Annotated in this window: 10 protein-coding genes; 2 read left to right on the plus strand and 8 right to left on the minus strand. The window is 40.4% G+C overall.

The genetic code is table 11. The features are described from left to right. Nucleotides 1-102: 102 nt before the first annotated feature. From METTI_RS13235 to METTI_RS13270, 8 genes are all read right to left on the minus strand, one after another. On the minus strand, nucleotides 103-2,622 hold the full coding sequence (locus METTI_RS13235) for a VWA domain-containing protein (RefSeq protein ID WP_023846335.1): 2,520 nt from the start codon (nucleotides 2,620-2,622) through the stop codon (nucleotides 103-105). Then, on the minus strand, nucleotides 2,622-4,496 hold the full coding sequence (locus METTI_RS13240) for a vWA domain-containing protein (RefSeq protein ID WP_023846336.1): 1,875 nt from the start codon (nucleotides 4,494-4,496) through the stop codon (nucleotides 2,622-2,624). Before METTI_RS13240 ends, METTI_RS13235 begins: the two co-directional genes overlap by 1 nt. Continuing rightward, nucleotides 4,496-5,380, minus strand: a complete 885-nt coding sequence (locus METTI_RS13245; protein ID WP_023846337.1) for a DUF58 domain-containing protein — start codon at nucleotides 5,378-5,380, stop codon at nucleotides 4,496-4,498. The genes METTI_RS13240 and METTI_RS13245 overlap by 1 nt, the downstream gene beginning before the upstream one ends. A 34-nt stretch (nucleotides 5,381-5,414) precedes the next feature. Further along, nucleotides 5,415-6,386, minus strand: coding sequence for an AAA family ATPase (locus tag METTI_RS13250; protein ID WP_023846338.1), 972 nt, complete (start codon nucleotides 6,384-6,386; stop codon nucleotides 5,415-5,417). Between the two features lie 103 nt (nucleotides 6,387-6,489). Further along, a complete protein-coding gene (locus METTI_RS13255) occupies nucleotides 6,490-7,407 on the minus strand; it encodes a DUF7502 family protein (protein WP_023846339.1) in 918 nt (305 codons plus the stop codon). Nucleotides 7,408-7,455: 48 nt separating this feature from the next. Continuing rightward, nucleotides 7,456-8,331, minus strand: a complete 876-nt coding sequence (gene pheA, locus METTI_RS13260) for a prephenate dehydratase (RefSeq protein WP_023846340.1) — start codon at nucleotides 8,329-8,331, stop codon at nucleotides 7,456-7,458. A 39-nt stretch (nucleotides 8,332-8,370) separates the two neighbouring features. Continuing rightward, entirely contained in the window at nucleotides 8,371-9,549 is a 1,179-nt protein-coding gene (locus METTI_RS13265; RefSeq protein WP_023846341.1) for a mechanosensitive ion channel domain-containing protein, read from the minus strand. 150 nt (nucleotides 9,550-9,699) lie between these two features. After that, on the minus strand, nucleotides 9,700-10,164 hold the full coding sequence (locus METTI_RS13270; RefSeq protein WP_048135492.1) for a nucleoside deaminase: 465 nt from the start codon (nucleotides 10,162-10,164) through the stop codon (nucleotides 9,700-9,702). A gap of 496 nt (nucleotides 10,165-10,660) precedes the next feature. On the opposite strand from METTI_RS13270, the gene METTI_RS13275 reads away from it, so the two are divergent. Further along, a complete protein-coding gene (locus METTI_RS13275; RefSeq protein ID WP_023846343.1) occupies nucleotides 10,661-10,960 on the plus strand; it encodes a DUF4405 domain-containing protein in 300 nt (99 codons plus the stop codon). A 203-nt stretch (nucleotides 10,961-11,163) separates the two neighbouring features. Continuing rightward, nucleotides 11,164-12,684, plus strand: coding sequence for an AMP phosphorylase (locus METTI_RS13280; protein ID WP_023846344.1), 1,521 nt, complete (start codon nucleotides 11,164-11,166; stop codon nucleotides 12,682-12,684). The last annotated feature ends 4 nt before the right edge of the window (nucleotides 12,685-12,688 follow it).

The raw sequence follows: 12,688 nt of genomic DNA on the forward strand, positions 1-12,688 counted from the left end.
TTGTTACACATGTATATGCGAAGTACATATTAATAAAGTTACAGGTTTGATAATAAAAAATAATAACCAATCTAAAAAGAAAAAAAGAATGTTAACAGGAATTCAGTCTTCATGCCTGATTTCTTTTTCCTGTTGTTTCATTTCCTTTATTTCTTTCATCCTTCTAATGATTACTTCACCAAGGAATAATATGAGGGCTGCAATCAGGAAATAGTATTTCTGGCTTACACTTTCCTTTACCAGTTTTTCAGAATTTTCCTGCGCTTTCTCAAATATACCTGATCTTGCCTCGGTTACCGAACCATATATGGTCCCACCATTTGCTATTATAAGACTTGGCATATCTTCATTTACTCCCATATTCCTGTATTCAAGGGCGTAGTTCACTGCCACCGGATAGCCTGAAAGATAGTGCATTCCTATTGAATCCGGTTCGATAACAGCTTCATAGACATTAGTTCCGGTAAGTGACAGGTCAAGTGTTTCATCATCAAGCTTCAATGTTGGAATGCCTTCATCATACATTGTAAGTTCAATTGTGGTAGGAGTACCATACCATGTGTCATCTGCTTCAACAACAGCTCCACTTTCCTCAATTGGATTTCCAATTACCCAGTTAACAGTTGACGAAATAAGTTTGGAGTTGTTGCCAGAGTAAAGCTCAGTTGCCCACATATTGTCACCGCCAAGTCCATCATCAGTGGTTATTGAGGCTACTCTCCCAAGTCCGTATCTCCATGTGGTAAGTATTGGTTTACCTGTACTTGTTATGATAAGCCTGTCAGCTCCGGCTTTTGGTGTAACGTCATTGTAACCAGTGACACTGCCTTCAATCTCAATGTTCTTTGTGATGAAATGCTTGGAGTTAAGTTCTATCAGGGGGAAATCACCCGAATCAGTTTCTTCCTCAAAGTCCGGTTCATCCTCATCAGCAGTTCCAAAATCAATGTCTACAGTATAGGTATCTTCAACAAAATAATATCCATCAGTTTGGCCAATTGAATAGATAAATGATTCTGCATAATAATCACCGTTACTATCTTTCTGGTTGTTTGTATCTATTGAATAATCATGTATAAATATGAAATCTATACCATTATCATGCATTCTGGATGCTATTTCGACGCTGTCACTATAAACTTCAGAATTGACTCCAATTCCTCCGTCCGAGATAATAATAACCAGGGATTGTCCACCTTTTTGGTTTAGTTCCTCTTCTGCATATGACAATGCTTTTTCTATATGTGAATCTTCTGTATATGGTGGTTCTAAATGTGAAACTATGTCCATTAGGTCTTCTCTGTCATTTTCATTAGATAGTACAATAAATCCATCTGATACTTCTTGTGCACTATCAGTAAATGTAATAACGGATAGGTCTGAATCACGAAGATCTTCATTATCAATAATACTGTTTGCCATGGACAATATTTCATCAATCTCACTGGTTTCTAAGTATGATTTTGATTTGTTAAACGCCACATCTTGTGCTGCAAGACTACTTGATAGATCGAGAACAAGCACAATACTTCTTCCGCCAGTCCAGTCAGTTGGCTCAGAGCGAATAGGAAGTATTTCTTCAAAGGATGAATTGAGATAGTCGCCGAAGTTATAGGAACTGTCACCGCCAACAACAACAATTCCTTTTCCATCGTTGAGGAAACTTTTCAGTTCTTCTACTTCGCTCTCACTGAAAGTGTTTGCATGAGTATTATCGACAACTATTGCCTTGCGACTGTCAATGTTTGCAAGTTCTCCGGTTCTTGAAACATCGTAGAGATTAAGCAATATATCTGCAAGCGGGGAATTAACATCAAGTCCAATTGTCCTTATCTTTGGTTTTGGGATCGCATAGATCGCTTTGTAGAATTCATTATTTATTGGGTCATAATCAAAGCTTGAGGGTATAATTTCAGTTCTCAGGGTGTGTGCTCCCAGAGTTCTGAATGTGACCTGTGTAATTGGTATTGTTTTTGTACGTTCTGTCTGGGTAATGGTACGACTGCTTATTAGTGTGTCATCGCTGTATAGTTCATAAGTGTACCTGATTTCCTGTTCCAGTGCCTGTGTGACAATGATGTTGAACTGGTTCTCGTTGTTACGTACAACGGTCTTGTCACCTTCAATTTCAACACTGATGTCGTTGTACTCCACTTCCGGCTGTACATAGTATACAGTGGTTCCCATTTCCTGTGCAAATTGCAGTGCTGTTTCCACATCTTCTCCCGTATTGCTGTTACCGTCAGAAACCAGCACAATCTGGTTATCTCCTGTGGAATATTGCACAATGGCATCACCAAGTGCAGTGCTGTCTCCGGTAAGACGTACAAGTGATGTCGGTGTTTTTGCAGTAAGAGCTTCATAAAGTTCAGTTGCTGATTCGTTTGAGAATATCTCCATACTATCTGTTTCATCGGAGATTATCACAATATTCGGATTGTCGTCTGAAGTGACACTTGCGACTAATATGAAAGGTGATGCCAGGGCAGTAATAAGCAAAATGGCAACAATGATACGTGATATAATAAGTCCTTTTTTAGTTCCCTTTTTCAGAAGATAAAGTCCTGCAATAAGAACTGGCAATATAAGCCAGAATATTCCCGGATTTTCAAAACTTACCATCAGAGCTCACCTCTCTTTCTTATTACAAGAAGCTCCAGTATAACTAATGCAAAAACAATGATTATCATATAAGTATCAAGGTAATTCTTTGCTGTATACGAGCTTTCACGTACAATTCCAGGTTCATCGTCAGCCTGTGAGCGTTCAATAACATCATCGCCTTCAAGCGTTGTGTCAGATTCCTTATCAGTGTATAAGTTTACAGCAATCTCTTTTCCGGCTACCTGGTAAACACCCACTTCGTCATAAAGTACACGGCTTACAGTATCCGTAGTGCTTGGAGTTTGAATTTCCTGTTCCTTTGCCAGCGCTGAAACAGTTCCTGTCTTGAGATTATAGTCCTGTACACTTCCGGTTCCTCCAAGCCATCCGGCAAGCTTTGACCAGAATACAGGATATTCAGGCAGGTTGTGGAAGTTATTCCATGCATCTTCACCTGCAATGTCATTTATTCCAAGATAAACTGAAGTCCCGTCACCAACAGGTCCGTATACCAGCATGGGTACGTCATCTTCAGTGGCAACAAGGGTTGTTGATTCAATCCTTTCCGTAACATTAAGGTATTTGTACATTGCCACTTCGTCATACTTTATGTTCTCACTGAGTCTTGTATCCTGGACAACTTCAAGTGTCACTCCGCCATCTGTATCTTCTACGGATTCAGGCATTACAGGAAGAAGCTCCACAAGTTCTGTTTTTGCATTTTCAGATGACAATGCTTCACTTGCAATGAATACGACTTTTCCTCCTGCGTTGAGATAAGTGCTTAGAAGTGATATCTCATTGCTTGCAAGTGCTCTTTCTTTATTCGCAATCACAATGATGCTGTAATCTGAAAGGTCACCAGGCACGCCTTCAAGTTCTTTAACAGTAATTGTTGGTATAAGTGAAAGTGCTATTTTTGAGGGCAGGTCATCTACATCTGTCACAAAGAGCAGTTGCCTGTCTGAAATTTTAGGAATTGAAATATAAGCAGTATTGTCTGCCGCCAGGCTGTCATCATCAAGAATTCTTACTTCCGTTATGCCGGTTCCAAGGTTTGTAAGGCGAAGCTGCTTTGTTGACCTTGCAGGTATTGCAAGAGAGGTTGAACTTGTCTTTCCACTGTCAAGATTCTCAATCTCAACATCAATAGTCTGCCTGCTGTTCTGGTAGTTCTTGATAACTCCGTTATAATTGTACTTACCATCTTCAACTTCAATTGTTCCCTGGATAATTCCAATGTTGTCGGCTTCCCTGCCGACAAGGAGGAACTGCACATTAAGTCCGTAGGACTCAGCAAGTTTCATGGAATTTACCGGGTCATCACCGTTCCAGCTTGCAAAATCAGAAACAACAACAATGTTTCCTCCCTGGTCTGAAAGTATTCTCATGGCTGCTGAAATGGCACTTGACATGTAAGCAACAGTTGCCTGTGCCTGCATTGATTCAAGTGCATCATAGGTTGCCTGGGCATTAGCTTCTTCAATAATTGTTACCGGTGTGCTTTCTGCAAGAATGACTGTGTTTGTTTTACTGACATAATCCTCTGCTTTTGATATCGCATCACTGAACCTGTTGTCTGTCTGCATACTTGCAGAACCGTCAATGATAAGCACCGTATGATCTCCGCTAAGTGCTTCCTGACTTTCAAAGTAAGGCGAAGCAGCTGCAAGTGCAAGGAGTATTAGCACAAATAGCTGGATAAAGAATAGCGGGTCCTTTACAAGTTTGGAAATGGACGTGTAGAATCGTTTTTTCTCTTCCTTTATATCCATGAGGAACATCAGGGAAGGAATCTGTACCTGAAGTGGTTTCGGCCTTAGAAGGTACAATATTATAAGTGGAATAACACTCGCAAGAGCAGCCAGTGCCACTGGATTATCGAAAGGCATTACCATTTCCTCCGGCTGATTGTGTGGAAGAAAGCATCGAAAATGGGAATGTCAGTGGTGAATGTGTAGAATTCCGCACCAACCCTGCTGCATGTATCACCGATGTGGTTGATGTGGTCTGTGAGCTTTTTCTGGTATTCGCTCTTTAAATCCTCGCTGATATATGTGTCAAGCTTAACACCGGATTCAAGGTCAATAAGCCTGCTGTGCCCGTGAATTTCAAGAGAACTTTCTGTCCTGTCAAGCACCTGTACAAGTATAAGGTCATGATCGGAAAAGCGGTAGATTGCGGATTCTATATCTTTAGGATCCTGCATGAAATCGGAGATAAGGATAACAAGTGATCGGGAGTGTATGGCTTTTCCGTACTGTATAGTACATTCATTGATGTCTGTTTTACCACCAATTGGAACCGTTTCAAGTCTCTCGATGGTTTTGAGCAAATATTTTCTTCCTCTTCTGGGTTTTGAGAACTCGACATTCTCTGCAAAGGTGGATATGGCAAACTTATCATTGTCCTTGGTTACAAGATAGGCAAAGCCAGCGGCAAGCATGGTGGCATATTCGAACTTACTGATTTCCTCTCCGCCGGTATAGTCCATACTTTTACTGGAATCCAGCAGAATGTGGGTGGTCAGGGATTTATCTTCCTCGAACTGCCTGATATAGAGTTTCTCAGACCTCGCATATGCTTTCCAGTCAATGGACTTTATTTCATCTCCCCGGTTATACTCACGGTAGCCGATGGTGTCCAGTCCTCTTCCACTATGGATGGAACGTCTGCTACCAGCATATGCAGTTGATATTCTTTTCCTTACCATGAAGGTAAAGCGGTCAAGCTGCCTGAAGAACTCAACATCAATATTATGTCTCTTGTCGCTCATTGCAAGTGCCCTTGTAAGTTAACGGCAAACAGCCTTACTTTATCTTCTCAAGTATGCTCTTGATAACCTGGTCAGTGGTCACGCCTCTTCTTTCAGCTTCGAAAGTGAGCACGACCCTGTGTCTGAGTACAGGATACGCCATGGCATCGATATCCTCGGCACTGACGTAATTACGTCCTTTGATAAGTGCCCTTGCCTTCGCTGCCAGGATAATACCAATGGATGCCCTTGGGGATGCACCGTATTCTATAAACTCACTGCTGATACGTGTTGACATGACAATTTTGATAGCCCTGTTCCTGATATCATCTGCAACCGGAACGTCCCTTGTGAGTTTCTGAAGGTCAAGCAGTGTGTTCTTGTTAACAACCTTGTTGACACTTGGAGAAATTGATTTTGTATAGCGGTTTACTATCTCTATCTCATCTTCGTAGCTTGGATAATCTACAAGGATCTTGAGCAGGAACCTGTCAAGCTGGGCTTCTGGAAGCGGGAAAGTTCCTTCCATTTCTATGGGGTTCTGGGTTGCCAGTATGAAAAAAGGCTGCTCAAGGATGTACGTGTCATTTCCAACAGTTATCTGCTTTTCCTGCATGGCTTCAAGTAAAGATGACTGTGTCTTGGGTGAAGCACGGTTTATTTCATCAGCAAGCACGATGTTTGCAAAAATAGGTCCGTATTCGAACTTAAATTCCTTGTGTCCGTCATTTTCTTCAATTATCTGGGTTCCTGTGATATCCGCAGGCATAAGGTCAGGTGTACACTGTATCCTGCTGAAGTTCAGGTCCATTGATTTTGATATGGTGGAAATTGTAAGTGTTTTTCCAAGACCCGGATTACTTTCCACAAGTGCATGCCCGTTACAAAGTATTGCGATTACTATCTGTTCTACCGTTTCTGCCTGGCCTACAACTACCTTTCCAATTTCATTGAAAAGGGTCACGAACATATCACCAGCCATTTTATATGTTTGTGACAGGTCCCTTGAGTTCATCTCACTAGCCATTGTTATCTCCTTTATCTTTGTCCTGTGAATTAAGATGTATTAATAGAATTTTGTAAATTGTAAAATTATGATTGTTTTAAATTTTAATATGAATATTAAATGTTTAATCAGCCTCAGCCAGCGCTTCAAAGTATTCCCTGATGATAGTCTCGTAGCCATCAGGCAGTTCCTCATCATATGTCTGGGATGAAATTATACTTCTCTCGTAAGGTGATGACTGGTCAAAATCAGTATCAGATTCTTCAGATTCATTTCCTTCTGAAAAACCCACGCCTGATCCGGCAGGTAGTGTGAGGTCAACTTCTTTCCCATCTTCAATGATTATTGCAGTGTCTCCTGTGAGATTCTCTGTAAGTGAATTACTGTCTTCATCACTTCCTTCGTCATCGAAAACAAAAATATCGTCTCCGGATGAGGTATCGTCACCGTTACCTATTCCAGGAATGCTGTCTACTACATCCCCAAGCTCACTCTGATCAAAAAGATTGGTGCGTACATCATGGTCTACTACATATACCGTTGTTGTACTGGAAACCAGGATAAGCACAACTCCAATTACCAGTTTACCTTTTATGAGAAGGGCTGATGAAGCAATAACTGCAATCTTTGATGATACCGAACTTAGAAGGTCTGCAACAATGAGGTTTCCCTCATTGGCATTATCATATGCTGTTCTCAGTTTTTCATGCAGTTCCGGGTTCTTTTTCTCAATAAGTGGAATTGCTTTTGTCTTATCATCTCTAAGATGACGAATCACTGTTATAATTAGTGAAAAGAAAGCTGCTACAAAAGATAATGCAAGAGTCTCAAATGCAATACTGATTCCCAGGATATCATAAAAAGTTCCTGCACGGACTTCAAAACTACTGAGATACGGGAAAACCTGATCCATGCGGAAATAGAATAACAATAAATACAGAATTATTGCAGTTCCGAAAAAATCCAGAATTTTGTATAGCCGGCGATATTTTTTGAGTGCAGCTTCCTGTTTTTTAACAAAACTCCTGACGTCCGTATCCATAATTGCACCGCTTTTTTCTGTAAGGTAAATTTTAGTTTTCTGTATATATCAGTTGGATTTACAACCGGAATCTAATTCCGGGTAAGAACCAAGCATTTTTAGCATCCCTACGCTCGACTCTATGTTATATATTGCATCTTTTATAATATCATCGCTTATTTTTCCCTCGAAGTCAATGTAGAAAACATAGTCTCCCAGTACTTTCTTTGATGGTCTTGACTCTATCCTTGTGAGATTGATATTACGTCCTGCAAATTCTCCCAGTATGGAATAAAGCGCACCCGGACGGTCGCGGTCAAGATAAACTATTATTGATGTTTTGTAAGGAATATCCGAATCCACAAGTCTCAGGGATTTGACTAAATCTTCTGCGGTCTCAGATCTTGCAATAACAACAAAACGTGTATGATTGTGTTTCCTGTCCTGAATATCAGGCATCAGAATATCCAGTTTATATACATCTGCTGTTTCCGGGGAGGCTATTGCAGCCATTTCCTCAAATTCCATAGCAAGTTTTGCAGCATGGGACGTGCTTCCTGTGGTTCTCAGCTCTGCAAGCGGGAATGTCTTTTTCACAAAGTTGCGGCACTGTCCAAGAGCCTGCGGATGTGAAAGTATAACTTTGATATCTTCTTTTCTGCCATTTGAAAGAAGACAGTGTTCTATCGTAACAATGGCCTCACCGATGATGGTTACATCCTTTTCAAGAAGCAGGTCAAGGGTAACACCAACTGATCCTTCAATTGAATTTTCAAGTGGCACTACACCAATGTCACATTCTTCATTTTCCAGCAGGGAAAAAACATCCTGAATATCCGAGCAATGCTCAAGATTATTATCTTCTCCCGGTACGTTTTCTGCAATCCACTGCTTTGCAGCTTTTTCTGAATATGAGCCTTTAAGCCCGAGTACTCCAATTCTCATTCTGTTCCTCAATGACCCTAATCTAAGAAAATCTTTTCATCATTCTTGTTCAAGGGCTTTAAATATTTTCTTCTCAAGGTCTTCATGCCTGTTGTCCAGAAGAGTTATGTCCTTCTCAGCAGTAACAAGCTTTTCTATATATTCATCATCTTTGTCATCTGGCATGGATGTTATATCCGGAAGGTCTTTAAGATCCTGTATTTCAGGGTTGATGTCTTCTTCAATTTTAGCAAGCATGCCGATCTGTTCTTTTAACTCTGCCCTTTTATCCTCATCAGGGATTTCTTTTATCTTATCTTCCATATCCTTTCTGCGGGCAGGCAGCTTATCTGCTATAGTATAAATCCTGTCAAGCATCTGGGCCATTATAGCTTTGTCAAAGATGATATCTTCAGTATGGATCTCAGGTTCTTTCTCTTTCGTGATTTTTCCTGTATCTTCTTTTGGTGGCATGCACACGTAGTCTTCACTGAACACTCTCTGGTTCATATATGTAGGCGAAACTATCTCTATGTCAGAGTTATGCAGCTTATCAATTACATTCTTCTTAAAATCCGATCTTGCAGTGATTATCCTGTCAATATCCTTCAGAAGACCCCCGACTTTGTAGCTTATTGAGAAGTCGCCCAGTTTCTCTACATGCACAAAAGGATTTTCAAGTCCTGTAGTTTCAGCAGCCTGAAGAAGACTTTTTTCAATATCCTTTCTTGGTATATTGTATCCCAGTGAAACACCTGTAGTAATAATAGTACCTGATGACCTTATGGTTTTCAGGGGTTTTGATACAAGTGTCAGGTTAGGGATTGTAATCAGATCACGGTCAATAGACTGGACCTGAGTATGCAGGAAGTAAATCTCTGTAACCCTGCCAAAGGTTCCGTCGGTTTTGATGAAATCTCCTACCCTGAACGGATTAATCAGGCGGAGCATAATACCTGCCATTGCATTTGCCACAAAAGTCGTGGAAGAGAAAGTGATTATGGCACCGATGACAATACTCACAAAAGTCAGGACAAGGTTCTTGTCTTCAACGTTAATTGGCAATGTAAATATGGTGAGTAAAAGTCCGATTGCCAGTATTGATATGTAGATAATTTGCTGAATTATCCTTTCCCTGGAAAAGAGGTTCTTTTTGTGGAACAGATAATTAAAGATGAGTATTAGTGAGAGGGTTACCAGTAATGATATTATTCCCGGGATTAATTGATTTATGTCCACGTTTCCCCTCTTTTATTCTCTTTGATCTTAGTTAAGCAAACTCTCTTTGTTTTGCCCAGTGTTGATAATTTTGATAATCGCCTTAATTATCATCAATTCATCCTATATATAATGTAGATTGTATAATGTAAATTTCCCCGGTGTCGCCAGTTAATACATTTCTTTATCGGTTTTTTCATCCCATTCTTTGAGAAGTTCGAGACATTCTTTCCTGTCAATGTTGATGATTTCCAGCGTACTCTTGTCGGCATCTCCTCTGATAAATTTGTAGAAAAGGCTGTCATCAAACCCTATTGCTGCAACATCTTCTTTGTTAGTTCCAAAATACACTTTTGTTATTCGTGCCCAGTAGATTGCTGCAAGACACATGGGACATGGCTGTGAACTTGTATAAATCTCACAGTCAGAAAGGTCAAATTTGTCCAGGACCTCGGATGCCTGACGAATTGCCAGGACTTCAGCATGAGCTGTGGGGTCATTGGTAACTAATACCCTGTTGTGTGCTCTGGATATTATTTTTCCGTCCTTGACTATAATTGCCCCGAAAGGTCCTCCATGATTGTGTTCCATTCCCTCCCTTGCTTCATCTATTGCAATCTGCATGAATTTTTCCATGAAACAGTATGACTATTTATTGGTTTTAAATGAAGTGGTAGATTCAACCGGTAAATTCGATGTTTTGAGATTTTTTTGTGAATTATATTTAAAATAAAACTTTATAAGGCATTTATTATGTCAGAAAATAAGTATTATAGCTTCATCATCATTTCAAAACTTTATCTTCTTTTAATCTGAAATTAAAGCTTTATTTCGTCTTTTCTATGGTAAGTATGTTTATATTTGCATTTGAGAATCTGGGAATTGTAAGATCGCATGTTAATGTACCAACAACCAACCACCATCATCACCAACCACCAACAATGTACCACCATACATGTCGTACACCATCAATAACATGTGATCTTTCTACCAATCACAAAATCACAATTTCATATCGTATACCACCAAACAACACTGAATAACAAATCTGAAAAACAATATCTGAAAAATCAGAAAAAGAGAATAAGAACAAAAACAGAGGAATATCAGAATTATAAGGAGGATTGGATAAATGAAAAGACATACTCTTAATTATATAGTGGATATGCCACTATTATTACAGTCAGTCGTAGTAAGCGTAACAGGAGTTGTCCTGATGTATGGAAGCCATGGAACCAGTTTCCTTGGATTTGACAGCAGGGAACTTCTTCATATACATGAACAGATAGGGATACTGATGGTTGCATTTTCAGTAATACATCTGGTATTACACTGGAAATGGATGGCTTGCACAACAAAGAACTTGCTGACCGGTAAGAGCAGCCTTTCTGCAAAGTGTGAAACCGCACAAGCAGTTCCGGTTGAAGACTAATTTATTAATTACAGGTATCTGGGATTTTCCCACTTATCTATAAGTTATTTCTATACTTATTTCTATTTTTCTGCTCTCCATAGTTCCCATAATTCCTATAATTCCTGTATATTTCAGATATTCCTGACCTTTTTTTCCGGCTTATCGTAAAGCTATTTATTCCTTCGCGTATTTCCCTGTTATATTATACTAAAGGTGAAATGATGCAGCTAAAAGTTCAACCTATTGATATTAAGGTCGGCAAATACAAGGTAGTACTCAATACCATTGATGCCAAGGAAATGGGAGTAAATGAAGGTGACAGGGTAAGAATCAGGGATCACAGAGTCCTGACAGCTATTGTTGATTTCACAGAGGATATGATAGCTCCCGGAATGATAGGGCTGTATCATGAAGTTCATGAACAACTTCAGAAAGAGTGGACAGAAACAGTTGAAGTTGAACCAGCAGAAAAACCAAAATCCGCACGCATAATCAGAAAGGTTATGGATGGCCAGAGGCTGGAAAGAGATGAGATTTATGAGCTAGTCAAGGATATTGTTGAAGAGAACCTGAATGATATTGAACTGGCTGCTTTCCTTACTGCTACCTACATTAAAGATATGAGTGAGGATGAGACCGAATGGCTTACCAGGGCAATGATTGATACGGGTGAACGCATAGAGTTTGCCACAACTCCTATCATGGACAAACACTCCATTGGTGGAGTTCCCGGAAACAAAATCTCTCTTTTGATTGTTCCTATTGTTGCAGCTAACGGCTTGCTTATCCCTAAAACAAGTTCCCGTGCAATTACAGGTGCAGGCGGAACAGCGGATCTCATGGAAATTCTTGCTCCCGTAGAGTTCACAGCCCAGCAGATCAAGGAAATGACCGAGAAAGTCGGTGGTGTAATCGTATGGGGCGGTGCAACTAATATCGCACCTGCTGATGACAAACTTATCAGGATAGAGTATCCGCTTTCAATTGACCCGCACTGCCAGCTTCTGGCTTCAATAATGGCTAAAAAAGGTGCAGTCGGAGCACAGAAAGTTGTTATGGATATTCCTACCGGAGCAGGTACTAAGATTCCTGATGTGAAAACCGGAAGGAAACTTGCAAGGGACCTTATCAACCTTGGAGACCGCCTTGGTATGGATGTTGATTGTGCGCTGACATACGGAGCTTCTCCTGTTGGAAGAACAGTTGGTCCTGCTCTTGAGGTTATTGAAGCATTGCAGGTTCTTGAAACAATGGAAGGTCCGAACAGTCTTATTGAAAAGAGTGCAGTTCTTGCAGGTATGCTCCTTGAGATGGGAGGGGTTGCTGCAAAAGGACAGGGTCATGACCTTGCAATAGAAACCCTGAAAAACGGCAAAGCATTTGCAAAGCTGAAAGAGATCATTGAGATACAGGGCGGAGACCCCAGTGTAACTTACAGGGATATCAAAGTAGGTCAGTATACCGCAGAACTGAAGGCTCCTACAAATGGATATGTACTTGAGTTCCATAACAAGCGCATTGTTCAGATTGCAAGGCTTGCAGGCGCCCCAAATGATAAGGGTGCAGGTGTAAGGATTCACAAGAAGCGTGGTGAGGCAGTTGAAGCTGGTCAGCCAGTACTTACAATCTATGCTGAAAAAGAAGACAAGCTGGCAGATGCAATTAAAAATGCAAGGGAAGACCTTCCGATTGTTGTAGAAGGTATGCTTCTTGAGAAAGTTGCTGATGTAACAGAACTCTGAAAAC

This window comes from Methanolobus tindarius DSM 2278, from assembly GCF_000504205.1.
Taxonomy (GTDB): domain Archaea; phylum Halobacteriota; class Methanosarcinia; order Methanosarcinales; family Methanosarcinaceae; genus Methanolobus; species Methanolobus tindarius.

Bases quoted from the DNA above. Each gene is read 5' to 3' on its own strand.
- METTI_RS13255 (WP_023846339.1), bottom strand. From the start codon at position 7,407: ATGGATACGGACGTCAGGAGTTTTGTTAAAAAACAGGAAGCTGCACTC.
- METTI_RS13235 (WP_023846335.1), bottom strand. From the start codon at position 2,622: ATGGTAAGTTTTGAAAATCCGGGAATATTCTGGCTTATATTGCCAGTT.
- METTI_RS13280 (WP_023846344.1), top strand. From the start codon at position 11,164: ATGCAGCTAAAAGTTCAACCTATTGATATTAAGGTCGGCAAATACAAG.
- METTI_RS13275 (WP_023846343.1), top strand. From the start codon at position 10,661: ATGAAAAGACATACTCTTAATTATATAGTGGATATGCCACTATTATTA.
- METTI_RS13240 (WP_023846336.1), bottom strand. From the start codon at position 4,496: ATGCCTTTCGATAATCCAGTGGCACTGGCTGCTCTTGCGAGTGTTATT.
- METTI_RS13245 (WP_023846337.1), bottom strand. From the start codon at position 5,380: ATGAGCGACAAGAGACATAATATTGATGTTGAGTTCTTCAGGCAGCTT.
- pheA (WP_023846340.1), bottom strand. From the start codon at position 8,331: ATGAGAATTGGAGTACTCGGGCTTAAAGGCTCATATTCAGAAAAAGCT.
- METTI_RS13270 (WP_048135492.1), bottom strand. From the start codon at position 10,164: ATGGAAAAATTCATGCAGATTGCAATAGATGAAGCAAGGGAGGGAATG.
- METTI_RS13250 (WP_023846338.1), bottom strand. From the start codon at position 6,386: ATGGCTAGTGAGATGAACTCAAGGGACCTGTCACAAACATATAAAATG.